The following is a 17,732-nucleotide window of genomic DNA, read 5'->3' on the forward strand; positions in this document are numbered from 1 at the left end:
AACAAAAACGGCGCCCGAAGGCGCCGTTTTATCATCTTCAGCTGAACCTCAGTGAGCGGTCAGGCCGCCGGCGGCCTCGTCGCCGTCCGGCTTCACCGTCACCTTGGTGTCCTCTTCCCAGACGATCGGCACCGGCTTCCTCACCAGCGCCTTGGCGATGACGTCGTCGAGGCGCGAGACCGGGATGATCTCCATGCCGCCCTTGATCGCATCGGAAATCTCCGTGAGATCCTTGGCGTTGTCCTCGGGGATCAGCACCGTCTTGATGCCGCCGCGGGCCGCAGCCAGCAGCTTCTCCTTCAGGCCGCCGATCGGCAGCACGCGACCGCGCAGCGTGATCTCGCCGGTCATCGCGACATCGTGGCGGACCGGGATGCCGGTCATGACCGAGATGATCGCGGTGGCCATGGCGACACCGGCGGACGGACCGTCCTTCGGCGTCGCGCCCTCCGGCACGTGCACGTGGATGTCGCGCCGGTCGAACAGCGGCGGCTCGACGCCGTAGTTGATCGCGCGCGAGCGGACGTAGGACGCCGCCGCCGAGATCGACTCCTTCATCACGTCGCGCAGATTGCCGGTGACCGTCATCTTGCCCTTGCCGGGCATCATGACGCCTTCGATCGTCAACAGCTCGCCGCCGACATCGGTCCAGGCAAGGCCAGTGACGATGCCGACCTGCGGCTCGCTCTCGATCTCGCCGAAGCGGTACTTCGGCACGCCGAGCAGCTCTTCCAGAGTCTTCTCGGTGACCTTGACCGACTTCTTCTTGGAGATCATCAGCTCCTTCACCGCCTTGCGGGCGAGTGTCGAGAGCTCACGCTCCAGATTGCGCACGCCCGCTTCGCGGGTGTAGCGGCGGATCAGAAGCAGCAGCGCGTCGTCGTCGATCGAGAACTCCTTGGAGTCCAGTCCGTGCTTGGACACCGCGTTCGGGATCAGGTGCTTGCGCGCGATCTCGACCTTCTCGTTCTCGGTGTAGCCCGCGATCCGGATGATCTCCATGCGGTCCATCAGCGGGCCGGGAATATTCAGCGTATTCGCGGTCGTGATGAACATCACGTTGGACAGGTCGTAGTCGACCTCGAGATAGTGGTCGTTGAACGTCGCGTTCTGCTCGGGATCGAGCACCTCGAGCAAGGCCGAGGACGGATCGCCGCGGAAATCGGCGCCCATCTTGTCGATCTCGTCCAGCAGGAACAGCGGATTGGACGACTTCGCCTTGCGCATCGACTGGATGATCTTGCCGGGCATCGAGCCGATATAGGTGCGGCGGTGACCGCGGATCTCGGCCTCGTCGCGCACGCCGCCGAGCGAGACGCGCACGAATTCGCGCCCCGTCGCCTTCGCGATCGACTTGCCGAGCGAGGTCTTGCCGACGCCGGGAGGTCCGACGAGGCACAGGATCGGGCCCGTCAGCTTGTTGGCGCGCGACTGCACCGCGAGATACTCGACGATGCGTTCCTTGACCTTCTCGAGCCCATAGTGATCGGAATCCAGGATGGCCTGCGCAGCCTCCAGGTCCTTCTTCACCTTGGACTTCTTGTTCCACGGAATCGACAGCAGCCAATCCAGATAGTTGCGCACGACGGTCGCTTCCGCGGACATCGGCGACATCTGGCGCAGCTTCTTCAATTCATGCTGCGCCCTCTCGCGCGCTTCCTTGGAGAGCTTGGTCTTGGAGATCTTCTCTTCGAGATCGGCGAGCTCGTCGCGACCATCGTCGTCGCCGAGTTCCTTCTGGATCGCCTTCATCTGCTCGTTGAGATAATACTCGCGCTGGGTCTTCTCCATCTGGCGCTTGACGCGCGAGCGGATGCGCTTCTCGACCTGCAGCACCGAGATTTCGCTCTCCATCAGGCCCAGCACCTTCTCCAGGCGCGTGGTGACGGACAGCGTCTCCAGGATGCCCTGGCGGTCGGCGATCTTGACGGCGAGATGCGAGGCAACGGTGTCGGCGAGCTTGGCGAAGTCGGTGATCGCCTGCACGACGCCGACGACCTCGGCCGAGATCTTCTTGTTGAGCTTCACATAGCTCTCGAAGTCGGACACGACCGAGCGCGCCAGCGCTTCCGCCTCGACCGACTTCGCATCGGTATCGGCGAGCGCGACGGCAGTCGCCTCGTAATAGTCGGCGCGATCGGTGTACTTCGCCACGCGCGCACGCTCGAGCCCTTCGACCAGCACCTTCACGGTGCCGTCCGGAAGCTTCAAGAGTTGGAGCACGCTGGCAAGCGTCCCGGTCTCGTAGATGGCATCGGGCGCCGGATCATCGTCGGACGCGTTCTTCTGCGTCGCGAGCATGATCAGCGCATCGTTCTTCATCACCTCTTCGAGCGCGCGGATCGACTTCTCGCGGCCGACGAAGAGCGGCACGATCATGTGCGGGAAGACGACGATGTCGCGCAGCGGCAGCACGGGATAAGCGTGCGTTTCGCCATGGACGATGGTTGGCCGGGGTTTGGGATTGGTCATGGCCTTTTCCTTTTGCTTTGCCCCCTTGCACGCAGCCCGCTGATGATGCGCAACCGCCACAAGGTGCCGAGGTGATCCGCAAAACCGATCGGTCTTCTACAAGTTGGACCGGCTCGCCGGATGGACTGAGGCGAATCTTGAAGAGAATTTTCGCTCGCCGCCGACATTAGGTGGCTATCGACCCGGGGGGTGTCAAGTCATTGAAAAACGCGCGCCATCAGGCGCTTACGCACGCAAATAAGCGACGCAACACCGGCTGCGGAAATACAGTTCCGCAGCCCATATCGAGGGGACGATTGGAGCGTTTCAGCGCCGCCGGATCAGGCGCTGGCGTTCTCGACGGCGCGATCGGACCGATCGGCATAGATGTAGAGCGGACGCGCCGTTCCTTCCACCACTTCGCGGGAAATCACGACTTCTTCCACACCTTCCAGGCCCGGCAGGTCGAACATGGTCTCGAGCAGGATCGCCTCGAGGATCGAGCGCAACCCACGCGCGCCGGTCTTGCGCTCGATCGCCTTGCGGGCGACCGCGCCAAGCGCCTCGTCGGCGAAGGTCAGCTCGATGTTCTCCATCTCGAACAGCCGCTGGTACTGTTTCACCAGCGCGTTCTTCGGCTCGGTCAGGATCTTCTTCAGCGAGGTCTCGTCGAGGTCCTCGAGCGTCGCCACGACCGGCAGACGGCCGACGAACTCGGGAATGAGGCCGTACTTCAGGAGGTCCTCAGGCTCGACGTGACGGAAGATCTCGCCGGTACGGCGGTCCTCCGGGGCGAGCACCTGGGCGCCGAAGCCGATCGAAGTCGACCGTCCGCGCGCCGAGATGATCTTCTCGAGGCCGGCGAAAGCGCCGCCGCAGATGAAGAGGATGTTGGTGGTATCCACTTGCAGGAACTCCTGCTGCGGATGCTTGCGGCCGCCCTGCGGCGGGACCGAAGCCACCGTGCCTTCCATGATCTTGAGCAGCGCCTGCTGCACGCCCTCACCCGACACATCGCGCGTGATGGAGGGATTGTCGGACTTGCGGCTGATCTTGTCGATTTCGTCGATATAGACGATGCCGCGCTGGGCGCGCTCGACATTGTAGTCGGCGGCCTGGAGCAGCTTCAGGATGATATTCTCGACGTCCTCGCCGACATAGCCGGCTTCGGTCAATGTCGTCGCATCCGCCATCGTGAACGGCACGTCCAGGATACGGGCGAGCGTCTGCGCGAGCAGCGTCTTGCCCGAGCCGGTCGGACCGATCAGCAGGATGTTCGACTTCGCGAGCTCGACGTCGTTGTGCTTGGTCTGATGGTTGAGGCGCTTGTAGTGGTTGTGCACCGCGACCGACAGGACCTTCTTCGCATGGCTCTGGCCGATCACGTAATCGTCCAGCACCTTGCAGATTTCCTTCGGCGTCGGAATCCCGTCGCGCGACTTGACCAGCGAGGACTTGTTCTCCTCGCGGATGATGTCCATGCAGAGCTCGACGCACTCGTCGCAGATGAAGACCGTGGGACCCGCGATCAGTTTGCGGACTTCGTGCTGGCTCTTGCCGCAGAACGAGCAATATAGCGTGTTCTTGGAGTCGCTCGTGCCGACCTTACTCATTCCTGTCTCCGTCCGCGGTTCGATCCCGTTCCGCTCGATCGCTCCATTCCGACACGATGGCCGGCATGAAGCTTAAGTAGAGCAAATTCCGTACCAAAAAAGACCCTACGCATCACATCCCGTGCGAATCACGGTCACTCGATTCTCCCGCGATCATAGCCGATCAGTCGTAGCCAACCATGCTGTCACCCGACTATCAAGAATTCGCTAATCGGACGCCGCCGGCTACCCGTGACAATACCGTGATTTCCGGTCTTGGCACGGACGAAGTGATCGAAATCACCCCGGCGTTGCTGGATTGCCACGAAAAAAGCACGAAAGCGGAACTTTCTGCTTGTCGCAGCGCGCAAAACCGCATTTTGCGACGCGCGCACCCGCACCTAACGTGAACGCACCCCGACCGGTCCACGGCGATCTGAGGATCGCCGTGACGACCCCGTAGTGCTACGGAGCCTTCACCGGCGCCGGCTCCTCGGCGCGCCTGTCGATGACCTTGTCGACCAGGCCGAACTCCTTGGCGTCGTTCGCAGTCAGGAACTTGTCGCGTTCCAGCGCATCCTCGATCGCCTTGTAGGTCTGGCCGGTGTGCTTGACGTAGATCTCGTTGAGACGCTTCTTCAGGTTGAGGATTTCCTGGGCGTGCAGCATGATGTCGGTGGCCTGGCCCTGGAAGCCGCCGGAGGGCTGATGCACCATGATGCGCGCGTTCGGCAGCGAGAAGCGCATGTCCTTCTCGCCGGCGGCGAGCAGCAGCGAACCCATTGAGGCCGCCTGGCCTGTGCACAGCGTCGAGACCGGCGGGCGAATGAACTGCATGGTGTCGTAGATCGCAAGGCCCGACGTCACCACGCCGCCCGGCGAGTTGATGTACATCGAGATTTCCTTCTTCGGGTTTTCCGCCTCGAGGAACAACAGCTGCGCGACGACCAGCGTCGACATGCCGTCCTCGACCGGCCCGGTCAGGAAAATGATGCGCTCCTTCAGGAGGCGCGAGAAGATGTCGTAGGCGCGCTCGCCACGGTTGGTCTGCTCGACCACCATGGGCACGAGGTTCATGTAGGTTTCAACCGGATCGCGCATGAGTCACCTAGGGTTTTCGGAGACGGACATCGCCGGGCCTGGCCGCCAGTTTGGCTGGATTGCCGGAAGGGCGAATGGACGTCCTGTGATGCAGGAACTTGGTAGAAGTAGAAGGCGTAGCGACAGATATAGCCCAATTCGCTTCTGACAAGTGCGGAGCGAAATAAGGCTTAATCCGTGCGGCAGTTGAAGCTGATTCGCACAAAGAGGCCCAGCCGGCCATCTGGCTAGCTGGGCCTCTTCGCTGATCATCCTTAATGGAAGACTGTTCCAAGGCCCTCAGGCTGCGGTCTTTTCCGCGTCGTCGTCCTTGTAGAGGTCCTCGCGCGAGACCTTCTTCTCCGTCACGTTGGCGAGCTCGAGGATGAAGTCGACGACCTTGTCCTCGTAGATCGGTGCACGAAGCTGGGCCAGCGCCTGGGCGTTGTTGCGGTAATAGTCCCAGACCTCCTTCTCGCGGCCGGGCATCGAGCGTGCGCGCTCGATCACGGCGCGGCCGACCTCGTCGTCGGTCACGGTGATCTTGTTCTTCTCGCCGATCTCGGAGAGCACGAGGCCAAGCCGCACGCGGCGATCGGCGATCTTGCGGTACTCTTCCTTGGCGGCGTCCTCCGTGGTGTCCTCGTCGGCGAAGGTCTTGCCGGCGGAATCCATCTCGGCCTTGACCGAGTTCCACATCAGATTGAACTCCTCGTCGACCAGCGAGGGCGGCGCCTCGAAGCGATGCGCCTCGTCGAGGCGGTCGAGCAGCGCGCGCTTGACGCGCTGGCGCGTCGCGGTCGCGAACTCGGCAGAAAGGCGCTCGCGCGCGGCTTCCTTGAGCTTGTCCAGCGATTCCAGGCCGAGCGACTTGGCGAATGCGTCGTCGATCGCGAGGTCCTGCGGCGCCTCGATCAGGGTCGCAGTGGTCTCGAACTCGGCCGGCTGACCGGCGAGCTTGTCGTTCATGTAGTTCTTGGGGAACGACACTTTCAGCGTGCGGGTCTCGTTCGCGCCGATGCCGATCAGCTGCTCCTCGAAGCCCGGGATGAAGGTGTTGGAGCCGATCACGACCTGGATGCCTTCGCCGGTGCCGCCCTCGAAGACTTCACCGTTGATGCTGCCCTTGAAGTTGATGGTGACGCGGTCGCCCGAGGCAGCCTTGGCACCCTCGCCCTTGTCGGCAAAGGTGCGGTTGGAATCGGCGATGCGCTTGATCGCTTCGTCGACGTCGGTATCGGTGACGTCGGCGACGGGCTTCTCGACCTGGAAGGTCTTGAAGTCGGCGAGCGCGATCGCCGGCACCACTTCGATCGCGACCGTGTAGGTCAGATCGGTCTTGCCGCTCAGCAGCTCCTCGACGTCCTTCTGCTCCGTCGGCATGGTGATCTTCGGCTCGGTCGCGAGGCGGAAGCCGCGTTCGGAGAACAGCTGCGTGTTGGTGTCGCGAATGGTCTGGTCGATGGTTTCGGCCATCACAGAGCGGCCATAGACCTTCTTCAGGTGCGCGACCGGCACCTTGCCCGGACGGAAGCCGTTGATGCGGACCTTGTCCTTGAGGTCGACGAGCTTGGCGCCGGCCTTGGCATCGAGATCAGACGCGGGAACGCTGATCTTGAACTCGTGCTTCAAACCTTCCGAGAGGGTTTCTGTGACCTGCATGGCGTCCAATCTTCTTCTCGTTCGGCCCCGGCACGTCGCGCGTCGGGACGCTGTCATTAATCGATCCGGCACGAGGCAAACGCCTCACCACCGGTGGTTCATCGGACCGGCCCCAGACGGACGATCATCCGCAGAAGCAGGTCTCGTAATCCGTGCAAACGCGATAAGCGCTTGGTGCGGGCGGAGGGACTCGAACCCCCACAACTTTCGTCACTGGAACCTAAATCCAGCGCGTCTACCAGTTCCGCCACGCCCGCGTGAATTTGCATCAAGACCGGCCGCGATGCCGCGGGCGGCCGGGCTTATAGCATGTGCCTGACTGTTCGCAGCAAAAAAATGGCCGGTTGGAGGCATGCTTCAAGTAGGCTCGATGGCTGGACTTATCCAGCATGGCATGGTCCGGATCGACCCATGAAACCGCGGATTCTTGACCCGACCCGACGGGAGGTGTTGACCGGTCTCGGGGCCTCGGCGGCTGGACTGATGATCGGGGGCGCAGGCCCGCTTGTGACCGCCCAGCTTGCGCTTCAGGCAAGGCCGTCAACCTTGGCTTCGAAGGCGGGGCAACCAGCTACGGCAATCTGGGAGCTGGCCGCCGCAAGCCATCTCGGGACCGTCCGTCTCAAGCGCGGCGACCGATGCGAGGTGGTGTTTCGCAATGACCTGCCTGTGCCACTTGCACCGGTCTGGTACGGCCTCAATGGCGCGACTGCCGCCGACCCGTTGCGAGGGCGCGCGCCCGCCGCACCAGACACGACCGAAACATCAATCATTTCAATACCAAGCGCGGGAACCCTGCTGGCGGACTTCCGTCTCTTCGAGGGCAGCCTGAAGCATCCTGCGCGCCCGCTCCCGATCATCGTGGCCGAGACCGGCCGGGTTGCCGCCGAGCGTGACGAGGTGCTGTTGATCGAGGAATGGCGTCTGCGGCCGGATGGCACCGCGGTCCCGCCGGGCCAGGACCCGAAGGACACGACACCGCTCTACACGGTCAATGGCAGAACTTCATTCGAACTCTCAGCCGCGGCCAATGAGCGGCTGCGACTGCGCTTCATCAACGGCTCCCAACGTACTGTTCTGGCGATCAAATTGGGAAACCACGAGGTCCGCGTGATGGCCCTGGACGGCCAGCCGGCCGAGCCGTTCGCCGCGCGCAACGGCGCCTTGGTGCTGGCCCCGGGCGCGCGAGCCGACGCCTTTGTGGATGCGGCGACATCGGCCCCATTCCTGCTCCACGACGGCAAGGAGGCGCGCCAGGTCGGAAGCCTCGCCATCTCCGGGAAGCTGGAGCACGTCCCGCTGTTGCCGCCGCAGCCGCTCCCTTCGAACGACCTTCCCGAGAAGCTCGATCTGAGAGGCGCCCTGCGGTTCGATGTCGCGCTTGGCGCAGCCGACGCCGCCTGGACGCGACCCGCGAATTTCTCCACGGCCTCTGCACCCATCTTCCGCGCCAGGACCGGCCGCACCGTCGTGCTGACGCTGAAGAACTCCGGCCCGATCGCCACCATCTTCAATCTGCACGGCCACCATTTCCGCCTGCTCGACACGCTCGACGATGGCTGGAAGCCCTATTGGCTCGACACGCTCGCGATCGAGCCCGGCCAGACCCAGCGCATCGCCTTCGCGGCGATCGCCCCCGGACGCTGGCTGATCGAATCCGTCGCAACCGACTGGGCCGCGCCGCGCCTGGTGCGCTGGTATGGGGTGGAGTGAGCGCCTACTGGCGTATCCAGAGATAGCGAGCGTCCGGCTCCTTCTCCTCGTTCCGCGCTCCGTCGGTCTGCTCGACCAGCGCGAACCCGCGCATCTCATAGAAGCGCCGCGCCGACGCATTGCGCTGGAAAGTCCAGAGATCCAGCCGATCGTAGGTGCCTTTGGCGACGTTGAGGAGTTCGGTGCCGAAGCCCCGTCCCTGTGCCGCGGGACGAACGTAGAGCTGCTCGACCCAGCCGTCCCGAAACGCGATGATCCCGCTCAGCTGATCGCCGTCGAAGCGTCCCCATACCCGGCACGTCTGGAGAACACGCTCACGATAGAACCAGCGATCCTGATCCGGCGTGTGCAGCCCGACCAGCCACGGCATCGCTTGGTCAAACGCGATCCGATGGATCTGCGCCGCCTCGCCCATTTCCGTGAGCGCAAGCTGCCTGAGCACTAGTAATCCACCCCGAGCGCATCGTAGATCCGCCGGTGCACCGCCGGCAGCGTCTCAGTCAGGTCTTCCGCGATCAATCCCGGCCCCGCCTCGCTTGCCGCCTCGCCGTGCATCCAGACGCCGATGTTGGCGGCTTCGAAAGCCGGGACGCCTTGCGCCAGGAGCCCTGCGATGATGCCGGAGAGCACGTCGCCGGCACCGGCCGTGGCGAGCCAGGGCGGCGCGTTGGCGGCGATGGTGGCGCGGCCGTCAGGGGCGGCGATGGTGGTGTCCGGGCCTTTCAGGAGCACGACGGCGCCGCAGCGCTCGGCGGCAGCGCGGACGCGCTCGAGCTTGGAGCGGCCGGGATGCTTGTTGCTGAGGTCGGAGAACAGGCGCGGAAACTCGCCCTCGTGCGGGGTCAGCACCACCGCATTGTCCTGCGAGGACTTGATCGATTCGAACAGGCGCTCGGGGGTCGCAGCGAAGCTCGTCAGCGCATCCGCATCGAGCACCAGATGCCGCTGCGCGTTGAGAGCGGTGTGAACGAGGTCGCAGGTGCGCTGACCGATGCCCGCGCCGGGACCGATGATGCAGGTACTATAGCGCTTGTCGCCAAGCAGCTCGCCGAACTCGATGGCGGTGTCGACGGGGCGAACCATCACCGCAATCAGCGCGCTCGCATTGATCGCGAGCGCATCGCGCGGGCTCGCCAGCGTCACGAGGCCCGCGCCGGCCCGCAGCGCTCCGCGCGCAGCGAGCCGCGCGGCGCCTGTCGCTGCCGCATCACCGGAAACCGCCAGCACGTGACCCCGCGCGTATTTGTGGCCATCGATGCGCGGCACCGGAAAGGCGGCGCCCCAGAGGTCCGGATCGTTCTCGAAGGTCTGCGGCGCGATCTCGTCCAGCACCTGCGCATCGATGCCGATGTCGGCGACGCGCACGCGGCCGCAATGCATCCGCCCGGGCAGAAGCAGATGCGCCGGCTTCTTGCGGAAGAAGGTGACGGTCTCGGTGGCGTTCACCGCCGCCCCCATCACGGCCGCGCTGGTGCCGTTGATGCCGCTCGGCAGGTCGACCGCGAGCACCGGAGCACCGTTGGCGTTGATCGCCTCGATCATTTCGCGCGCCTCGCCGTCGACGGGACGGCTGAGACCGGCGCCGAACAGCGCATCGACGATCAGCGCAGGCTTTCCGATTGCCTGGGGGTTGAACGGAAGCACCGGATGCTTCCAGCCGCGCGCCGCGGAGGCCGCATCGCCCTGGAGCCGATCGCGCTCGCACATCGGGATCACCGAGACCTCCCGCCCCTGGGCGGCGAGCTCGGCGGCTGCGACAAAGCCGTCGCCGCCATTGTTGCCCGGGCCGGCCACGATCAGGATCGGCCCCTCCTCCACCAGCGCATGGGCGGCCTCGGCGACCGCCTGGCCCGCGCTCAGCATCAGCTTGAAACCGGGCGTACCGGCCGCAATGGCGAGCTGGTCGGCGCGCTGCATTTCGGCGTTGGTCAGAACTTCCATGCCACTTCCTAGTACAAACGCCTCTTCAACAGGCACCTTCCGTGCCGATCCGACGGCGGAAACATCGATCTGCACATATATTGAACCGTTTGCCTATTTCGTAGTCTTCGGTATTTTGTGCAGATCGGCGCCACCACCCAGGATGCTCGTTAAAAGGCTGATAACGCTCCAATAACCAGGGCATGTGCAACTTGGCATAGACCCTGCTTTCGAGGAAGCCGCTTCGGTTCGTCGTGCTCACTGGCATCTTACAGGGTGTGGCCGGCCGTTGTTGCCGGACTGGTCAGGGATCCCGGCATAGAGAAGACAAGATCGTGCGTTGAGAAATGCGCATCCTGACGAAGACGTTGCTATTTGATCGAAAGGCCGGGAGTCGCGCAGTGAAGAAAATCGAAGCCATCATCAAGCCATTCAAGCTAGACGAGGTGAAGGAAGCGCTTCAGGAGGTCGGTCTTCAGGGCATCACCGTCACCGAAGCCAAGGGCTTCGGCCGGCAGAAGGGTCACGCCGAACTTTACCGCGGCGCAGAATACATCGTCGACTTCCTGCCGAAGGTAAAAATCGAGATCGTGATCGGCGACGATCTGGTCGAGCGCGCCATCGACGCGATCCGCCGCGCCGCGCAGACCGGCCGCATCGGCGACGGCAAGATTTTCGTCTCCAACATCGAAGAGGCGATCCGCATCCGGACCGGCGAATCCGGGCTGGACGCTATCTGAGCCGGGTGCTATCCCGCGTTTTGCGACACTCCGACAAGAAATGAGGCTGCTTCGGCGGCCTGATTTCGTTTGTGCGGTCGCGCAAAACTCGCCCAAAGCGAGAACGAGTTTGCTCATCTGGAAACCGATCCGCAGAGCCAAAAGGGGTATGCATGAAGACCGCCAAAGACGTCCTGAAATCGATCAAGGACAACGACGTCAAGTACGTCGACCTGCGCTTCACCGATCCGCGCGGCAAGTGGCAGCACGTCACGTTCGACGTCAGCATGATCGATGAAGACATCTTCGCCGAAGGGACGATGTTCGACGGGTCCTCGATCGCCGGCTGGAAGGCGATCAACGAGTCCGACATGTGCCTGATGCCCGATCCGGTGACCGCGACGATTGATCCGTTCTTCGCCGAGACCACCATGGTCATCACCTGCGACGTGCTCGAGCCGACCACCGGCGAGCCTTACAACCGCGACCCCCGCGGCATCGCCAAGAAGGCCGAGGCGATGGTGAAGTCGATGGGCGTGGGCGACACCGTGTTCGTCGGTCCCGAAGCCGAGTTCTTCGTGTTCGACGACGTGCGATTCTCCTCCACTCCCTACAACACCGGCTTCCGTCTCGACTCCTCGGAGCTGCCGACCAATTCCGACACCGAATATGAGGGCGGCAATCTCGGCCACCGCGTCCGCACCAAGGGCGGCTATTTCCCGGTTCCGCCGCAGGACTCCGTCCAGGACATGCGCTCGGAGATGCTCGGGGCCATGGCCAAGATGGGCGTGAAGGTCGAGAAGCATCACCACGAGGTCGCTTCCGCCCAGCACGAGCTCGGCATGAAGTTCGACACGCTGACGCTGATGGCCGACCACATCCAGATCTACAAGTACTGCATCCACCAGGTCGCCCACATCTACGGCAAGACCGCCACCTTCATGCCGAAGCCCGTCTACGGCGACAACGGCTCGGGCATGCACGTGCACCAGTCGATCTGGAAGGACGGCAAGCCGGTGTTCGCCGGCAACAAATATGCCGACCTGTCGGAGACCTGCCTCCACTACATCGGCGGCATCATCAAGCACGCCAAGGCGATCAACGCCTTCACCAACCCGTCGACCAATTCCTACAAGCGTCTGGTCCCGGGCTATGAGGCCCCCGTCCTGCTCGCCTATTCCGCGCGCAACCGCTCGGCCTCCTGCCGCATCCCCTACACCGCTTCGCCGAAGGCCAAGCGCGTCGAGGTGCGCTTCCCCGATCCGCTCGCCAACCCCTATCTCGGCTTCGCCGCGATGCTGATGGCCGGCCTCGACGGCATCAAGAACAAGATCGATCCGGGTCCGGCGATGGACAAGGATCTCTACGACCTGCCGAAGGAAGAGCTGAAGCAGATCCCGACGGTGTGCGGCAGCTTGCGCGAGGCGCTCGAAAACCTCGACAAGGACCGCGCCTTCCTCAAGGCCGGCGGCGTGTTCGACGACGACTTCATCGACGCCTATATCGAGCTGAAGATGACCGAGGTCGAGCGCTTCGAGATGACCCCGCACCCCATCGAGTTCGACATGTACTATTCGGGCTGATCGGCTCGAACAGACCACGACAGGCAAAAGGCGCTTCCGGAAGGAGGCGCCTTTTCGTTTGAGGGGAGGCCGCAGCCGCATCACGCGGCTGACGGTGCTGGCAGCTTTGGAACGCTGCAGCGCGTCCGGACGCAAGCGCGAGCTACGCCGCCGCCTTTTGCCGCGCGGCCAATGCCTGGCCAAAGGCCTCGAACAGCTTGCGGTTGATCGGATTGTGCTGCGGATCGTACTCCGCATGCCATTGCACGCCGAGCGCAAAGGCCGGGGCTTCGGCGATGCGGATCGCCTCGATGGTGCCGTCCTCGGCGACGCCCTCGATCAGGACGCGCTTGCCGGGTTCGAGAATGCCCTGGCCGTGCAGCGAATTCACCCGGATCTTCTCACAGCCGAGAATTTTTGCGAACGCCCCGCCCGGCGTCAGGTCGACATCATGGCGGTCGGCGAACACCACCGTCGGATCGGGATGTATCTCGCCGTTCTCGAGCCGTGGCATGCGATGGTTCATACGGCCCGGGATCTCGCGGATCTCCGGATGCAGTGAGCCGCCGAAGGCGACGTTCATCTCCTGGAGACCGCGGCAGATGCCGAACAGCGGGATGCCACGGGAGACGCAGGCGACGGAGAGCGCCAGTGCCACCTCGTCGCGGTGGATGTCGTAGGGCTCGTGCTTCTCGCAAGGATCGACGTTGAAACGGGTCGGGTGCACGTTGGCGCGGGCGCCGGTGAGGATGATGCCGTCCACGGTATCGAGCAGCGCGCTGATATCTGTGATGTCGGGCGAGCCCGCGAACATCACCGGCAAGCCGCCGGAGACCTCGGCCACGGCGCGCAGGTTTCGCTCGCCGACCATCTGGACCTGAAATCGATTTTCGACGCGATGGGAATTCCCGATCACGCCGACGACCGGCTTTCTCATCTGTCGTTTCGCGCCTCCCGGTAAGAAGATTCCGTCAACATGCCCCTCCGATAGAACAAATTCAACAGAAGGGATCGCGGGACGGCAATGCTATTTTCGCGCAAATGCCCGGCCTGGAGCGTCGTGGCAGGCCGGGCGGCGGCGAGTCCGATCGCTCGGAGGGGGCTACAGTCCCGCAGAGACGACGAACGCGCCAAACCGGCGCGTGTCCCGCTTGATCCCCGCCGGGATTTCGCGAAAGAGTGCGCTGGCGCCGCCTCCCTCGAAAAGGACCCAATGTGACGATTCCCAGAGATGAACGCTCCCGGACCCGCAGCGACCTGGCTCGGGACCAGGCCTGGGCGATTTCGGTCGGAGGCATCGGCGTCGTGCTGTTCACCGCGCTGCTCGCCTTCACCTGGTATTTTGCGCCGACGCTGCTGCTGATCTTCACCGGCATGCTGCTCGGCCTCGGCCTCAACGCGCTGATCCATGCGCTCGGCCGCCGGGTTCACCTGCCCCACGCGGTCCGACTTGCGATCGTCTGTGTCGCGCTTGCCCTGCTTCTCGCAGGCATCGCCTATCTTGGCGGCGCCACCATCGCCGAGCAGGCGTCGCTGCTGAGCAAGACCATCAAGTCGCAGATTGTGAATGTCAGGTCCTTCCTCGAGAACCACGGCATCGACACCAGCTTCTTCGATCTCGGCAACGCTGCGTCGGACTCCTCCGCCAATCCTTCGTCGGAGGCGACATCCCCGCCAGCGGCGGCCTCGCGCGGTCCCTTGCCCGGCGCCAGCGCGCTCGCCTCCAGCGGCGGGGCGATCGTGAGCCAGACCTTCAAGCTGCTGCTCGGCACCATTCACGGCGTGGGCAACATCTTCATCGTGCTGTTCCTGGGCCTCGCCTTCGCCGCCCAGCCCACCGTCTATCATGACGGCCTGCTGTTCCTGGCACCGGCGAGGCACCGCACGCGTGTCGCCCTCGTCATCGACCGTATCAGCGAAACGCTGGAGCGCTGGCTGATCGCCCAGATCGTCGTCATGATCGCGGTCGGTGTCGTGACCTGGATCGGGCTTGCGATCATCGGCATCCCGAGCGCGTTCATCCTGGGAATCCAGGCGGGCCTGCTCGCCTTCATCCCCACCGTCGGAGCCATCATCGCCGGCGTCATCGTGGTGCTGGCAAGCCTCGCCTCGGGCTGGATCCCCGCTTTGTCGGCCTTTCTGCTCTTCATGGGCGTGCACGCCATGGAGAGCTACGTGCTGACGCCGATCCTGCAGCGGCAGGCGCTCGACATCCCGCCGGCCACGCTGTTCGCGTTCCAGATCCTGCTCGGCGTCGTGTTCGGCATCTGGGGCCTCGCGCTGGCGCTGCCGCTGGTCGCCATCGCCAAGGTGGTGATCGACCATTTCAAGACGTATGAGGCGCCGCCGCTCGCCGAGGCGGCCTGACGTCGCTCAGGCCTTCAGGTCGTGAGCACGGTCTCGGTGTGCTCGACCTCGGGGGGCGAGGCAAAATACTGGCCGACGAGGCCGCGCCATTTGGTGAAATTCTCCGAGCCGCGGAAATCGACGGTGTGGTTCTCCAGCGTCGCCCACTTCACCATCAACCGGTAGCGCTGTGGCTTCTCGATGGATTTGTGCAACTCGAAGCCGTGAAACCCCTTAGAGCGGCCGAAGGCGGCCTTGGCCTTGGCGACGGCGGCCTCAAAGTCCGTCTCGCTGCCCGGCTTGACGTCGATTTGCGCGATCTCGGTGATCATCGGTTTCCACCCTTTTCTCGTTCGATCGGCGTGTCTACCGCAGACGGCGACAAAGAAAAAGGCGCCGAAACGGCGCCTGGCTCGCTAGAATGTGCAGGTCTCTTGATTGCAGGTCTCTTGAATGCAGGCCTGTCAGGCGAGCAGCAAAACGGTGCCCGCCACGATGAACACGCAACCGACGAACATTGCGAACGGCCAATAGCTGCGGTGCTGGCCGTAGCGTCCCTGCGCGCGACGTTCGGCGATCAGCGCCGTCTCGTATTCGTCGGCGGTCGAGAACAGACAGCCGAAACCGCCGCGTGCGGAGGCCGCGGCTGCTTCGAGCGACATCAGGGTGATTTGCGGATTCTGTCGACGGATCGATTCCATGACCGCAATGGTAGGAATCGAACGGTAAACAGAGGATTACCGCAAGGCCCCTGCGATCAGGCGGTGGCCGGACGCGCCTGCGGCGCGCCGATCCGTGCCGCGCTCCGGCGGCGCCAGTTCTCGAGCGACAGCGGCAGCTCCTCGGCCGCCTCGACGCGGTTACGGCCGCCGCGCTTGGCCTGGTAGAGCGCGGTGTCGGCGGAGGCCAGCAGCACTTCGAGCTCGGTGCCGGCCGGACCGCCGGCGACGCCGATGCTGACGGTGGTGTCGACCGGACCCTCGTCGACCACGACGCCGGAGGTCTCGAACGCTTCGCGCACGCGCTCGGCGACCAGCACGCCCTCCTCCAGCGAACACGGCAGGAGCGCGGCGAACTCCTCGCCGCCGATGCGGCCCGAGAGGTCGGAGATGCGCAAGTTGCTGACGACGACGGTGGAGAACAGCTTCAGCATCTCGTCGCCGGCGGGATGGCCGAAGCGATCGTTGATCGACTTGAAGTGGTCGATGTCGAAGATCATCACGGTCACGGGCCGCCCGGCCTTGGCCTCGCGCTCGATCACGCGTGCGCAGGCTTCCGAGAAGCCGCGGCGGTTGAGCATGCCGGTCAAAGGATCGGTGGACGCCGCGGTCCGGTGCGCGGTGACGGTGCGCTCCGACACCAGCATGAAGATCACGAACACGGTGCCGACGGCGTAGAGCACGAGCTCGACCGCGAACACGGTCACCCAGATGCTCGATGAAAAGCCAGCATCGTGCGGACGCAGGAAACTGCCGATCAGAATCGGCAGCATCAGCACGCCGCCGTGCATCACCGGCACCACGACGGCGGGCCAGCGCCGTTGCAGGCTCTTGCGCCGCTCGACCCAGAGCTCGCTCGCGGTCAGCGCCGCATAGATCGAGACGATACCGGCACCGAGGAGCATGCGCAGCATGGACGCGGCGGGATCGAGCAGCGTCGCAGCAGTGACCCAGGCGAGCGCACCAACCACGAGACCAGGCCAGTTCGGCTTGCGGCCGTGGAAAACGCGCGCCGCATTCCACACCATGCCGCAGGCGACGAAACCGACGGCGTTCAGCGCAAGGTAAATATGGGGACCCAGCCTGTCGCCCGCCGCGGTCCACAGCGCGACCGAGGCGGCACCGAGCAGATAGGCGGTGCCCCACCATTTCAGCGCGGGGCTGTTCTCCTGCTTGCCGAAAAATACCATCATGGCGCCGAGCAGTGCGGCGACCATGGTGGCGACCAAATAGAGCGTGATGCTATCGAGCGACGTCATGTCGGCCCCCTCTAGAACATAGCAGTTACGCGATCGGCACATCCGATTAGCGCGCCCTTCCACAGGCGACGCTAGTTCCGGCGAGTTCCATTCAGGTTTTCGCGGACGCCCAAGTTTTCGGGAAACACGCCGTCAATTTGCATACAAACGAACAGCAAAAAGGGCGCTGAAATCAGCGCCCTTTTGCATCTCATTGAAGCCGCTTTCGCGGCGAATGTGACAAAAGCGATTAACGCTTCGAGAACTGGAAGGAGCGGCGGGCCTTGGCCTTGCCGTACTTCTTGCGCTCGACCACGCGCGAGTCGCGGGTGAGGAAGCCGCCCTTCTTGAGCACGCCGCGCAGCTCCGGCTCGAAATAGGTGAGCGCCTTGGAGATGCCGTGACGGACCGCGCCGGCCTGGCCGGACAGACCGCCGCCGGCGACGGTGCAGATCACGTCGTACTGGCCCGAACGCTGGGCCACCGAGAACGGCTGCTCGATCATCATGCGCAGCACGGGACGGGCGAAATAGACCTCGACCTCACGCGAGTTGACGGTGACCTTGCCGGCGCCCGGCTTGATCCAGACGCGGGCGACCGCGTCCTTGCGCTTGCCGGTGGCATAGGCGCGGTTGAACTTGTCGACCTTCTTCTCGTGCTTGGCCGCCTCGGGCGCTGCCGCCGTCTTGAGCTGCGAGAGCTGGTCGAGCGACTGGATGGATTCGGCCAT

General features: G+C 64.0%; 16 protein-coding genes and 1 tRNA gene. 5 read left to right on the top strand and 12 right to left on the bottom strand.

Features of this window, described 5'->3' with window-relative positions:
- Nucleotides 1–48 precede the first annotated feature (48 nt).
- Nucleotides 49–2,472, bottom strand: coding sequence for an endopeptidase La (lon, locus tag ABIA42_RS16080; RefSeq protein WP_028181341.1), 2,424 nt, complete (start codon nucleotides 2,470–2,472; stop codon nucleotides 49–51).
- A 320-nt stretch (nucleotides 2,473–2,792) separates the two neighbouring features.
- On the bottom strand, nucleotides 2,793–4,064 hold the full coding sequence (clpX, locus tag ABIA42_RS16085; protein ID WP_008547851.1) for an ATP-dependent Clp protease ATP-binding subunit ClpX: 1,272 nt from the start codon (nucleotides 4,062–4,064) through the stop codon (nucleotides 2,793–2,795).
- Nucleotides 4,065–4,243: 179 nt separating this feature from the next.
- On the opposite strand from clpX, the gene ABIA42_RS16090 reads away from it, so the two are divergent.
- Nucleotides 4,244–4,453 carry a hypothetical protein gene (locus ABIA42_RS16090; protein ID WP_271529352.1) on the top strand — a complete coding sequence of 70 codons (210 nt, stop codon included), beginning with the start codon at nucleotides 4,244–4,246 and terminating at the stop codon, nucleotides 4,451–4,453.
- A 55-nt stretch (nucleotides 4,454–4,508) separates the two neighbouring features.
- On the opposite strand, the gene ABIA42_RS16095 is transcribed toward ABIA42_RS16090, so the two are convergent.
- The 3 genes from ABIA42_RS16095 to ABIA42_RS16105 all read right to left on the bottom strand — a co-directional run bounded on the left by ABIA42_RS16095 (nucleotide 4,509) and on the right by ABIA42_RS16105 (nucleotide 7,042).
- Nucleotides 4,509–5,144, bottom strand: a complete 636-nt coding sequence (locus ABIA42_RS16095; protein WP_028181340.1) for an ATP-dependent Clp protease proteolytic subunit — start codon at nucleotides 5,142–5,144, stop codon at nucleotides 4,509–4,511.
- 279 nt (nucleotides 5,145–5,423) lie between these two features.
- Complete coding sequence (gene tig / locus ABIA42_RS16100) at nucleotides 5,424–6,785, bottom strand: trigger factor (protein WP_370123343.1); 1,362 nt, start codon at nucleotides 6,783–6,785, stop codon at nucleotides 5,424–5,426.
- 172 nt (nucleotides 6,786–6,957) lie between these two features.
- Nucleotides 6,958–7,042 (bottom strand) — tRNA-Leu (locus ABIA42_RS16105).
- 154 nt (nucleotides 7,043–7,196) lie between these two features.
- Between ABIA42_RS16105 and ABIA42_RS16110 the strand changes: the two genes are divergently transcribed.
- A complete protein-coding gene (locus ABIA42_RS16110; protein ID WP_370123340.1) occupies nucleotides 7,197–8,498 on the top strand; it encodes a multicopper oxidase domain-containing protein in 1,302 nt (433 codons plus the stop codon).
- Between the two features lie 4 nt (nucleotides 8,499–8,502).
- Here ABIA42_RS16110 and ABIA42_RS16115 read toward each other — a convergent pair whose 3' ends face one another.
- Nucleotides 8,503–8,940, bottom strand: a complete 438-nt coding sequence (locus ABIA42_RS16115; RefSeq protein ID WP_271529354.1) for a GNAT family N-acetyltransferase — start codon at nucleotides 8,938–8,940, stop codon at nucleotides 8,503–8,505.
- On the bottom strand, nucleotides 8,940–10,439 hold the full coding sequence (locus ABIA42_RS16120) for an NAD(P)H-hydrate dehydratase (protein WP_370123337.1): 1,500 nt from the start codon (nucleotides 10,437–10,439) through the stop codon (nucleotides 8,940–8,942). The genes ABIA42_RS16115 and ABIA42_RS16120 overlap by 1 nt, the downstream gene beginning before the upstream one ends.
- Nucleotides 10,440–10,819: 380 nt before the next feature.
- On the opposite strand from ABIA42_RS16120, the gene ABIA42_RS16125 reads away from it, so the two are divergent.
- The gene (locus tag ABIA42_RS16125; protein ID WP_007603495.1) at nucleotides 10,820–11,158 is read left to right on the top strand and encodes a P-II family nitrogen regulator; all 339 of its coding nucleotides are present in this window, start codon (nucleotides 10,820–10,822) and stop codon (nucleotides 11,156–11,158) included.
- A gap of 152 nt (nucleotides 11,159–11,310) precedes the next feature.
- Nucleotides 11,311–12,720 (top strand): type I glutamate--ammonia ligase, encoded by a 1,410-nt coding sequence (gene glnA / locus ABIA42_RS16130; protein WP_028182123.1) that lies wholly within the window; start codon nucleotides 11,311–11,313, stop codon nucleotides 12,718–12,720.
- A gap of 142 nt (nucleotides 12,721–12,862) precedes the next feature.
- On the opposite strand, the gene ABIA42_RS16135 is transcribed toward glnA, so the two are convergent.
- Nucleotides 12,863–13,636, bottom strand: coding sequence for a gamma-glutamyl-gamma-aminobutyrate hydrolase family protein (locus tag ABIA42_RS16135; RefSeq protein ID WP_370123334.1), 774 nt, complete (start codon nucleotides 13,634–13,636; stop codon nucleotides 12,863–12,865).
- A 278-nt stretch (nucleotides 13,637–13,914) separates the two neighbouring features.
- Here ABIA42_RS16135 and ABIA42_RS16140 point away from each other — a divergent pair, with 278 nt between their 5' ends.
- Nucleotides 13,915–15,066, top strand: a complete 1,152-nt coding sequence (locus tag ABIA42_RS16140; protein ID WP_370123332.1) for an AI-2E family transporter — start codon at nucleotides 13,915–13,917, stop codon at nucleotides 15,064–15,066.
- Nucleotides 15,067–15,080: 14 nt separating this feature from the next.
- On the opposite strand, the gene ABIA42_RS16145 is transcribed toward ABIA42_RS16140, so the two are convergent.
- From ABIA42_RS16145 to rpsI, 4 genes are all read right to left on the bottom strand, one after another.
- Nucleotides 15,081–15,377: an antibiotic biosynthesis monooxygenase gene (locus ABIA42_RS16145; protein ID WP_370123329.1), complete on the bottom strand. Its 297-nt coding sequence runs from the start codon at nucleotides 15,375–15,377 to the stop codon at nucleotides 15,081–15,083.
- A 132-nt stretch (nucleotides 15,378–15,509) separates the two neighbouring features.
- Nucleotides 15,510–15,746: a hypothetical protein gene (locus ABIA42_RS16150; RefSeq protein ID WP_028178830.1), complete on the bottom strand. Its 237-nt coding sequence runs from the start codon at nucleotides 15,744–15,746 to the stop codon at nucleotides 15,510–15,512.
- Nucleotides 15,747–15,802: 56 nt separating this feature from the next.
- Complete coding sequence (locus ABIA42_RS16155; protein ID WP_370123326.1) at nucleotides 15,803–17,023, bottom strand: diguanylate cyclase; 1,221 nt, start codon at nucleotides 17,021–17,023, stop codon at nucleotides 15,803–15,805.
- Between the two features lie 229 nt (nucleotides 17,024–17,252).
- Nucleotides 17,253–17,732 (bottom strand): 30S ribosomal protein S9, encoded by a 480-nt coding sequence (gene rpsI / locus ABIA42_RS16160; RefSeq protein WP_370123323.1) that lies wholly within the window; start codon nucleotides 17,730–17,732, stop codon nucleotides 17,253–17,255.

Origin of the sequence: Bradyrhizobium sp. USDA 327 (assembly GCF_041262065.1) — a bacterium.
GTDB classification, from domain to species: Bacteria; Pseudomonadota; Alphaproteobacteria; order Rhizobiales; family Xanthobacteraceae; genus Bradyrhizobium; species Bradyrhizobium liaoningense.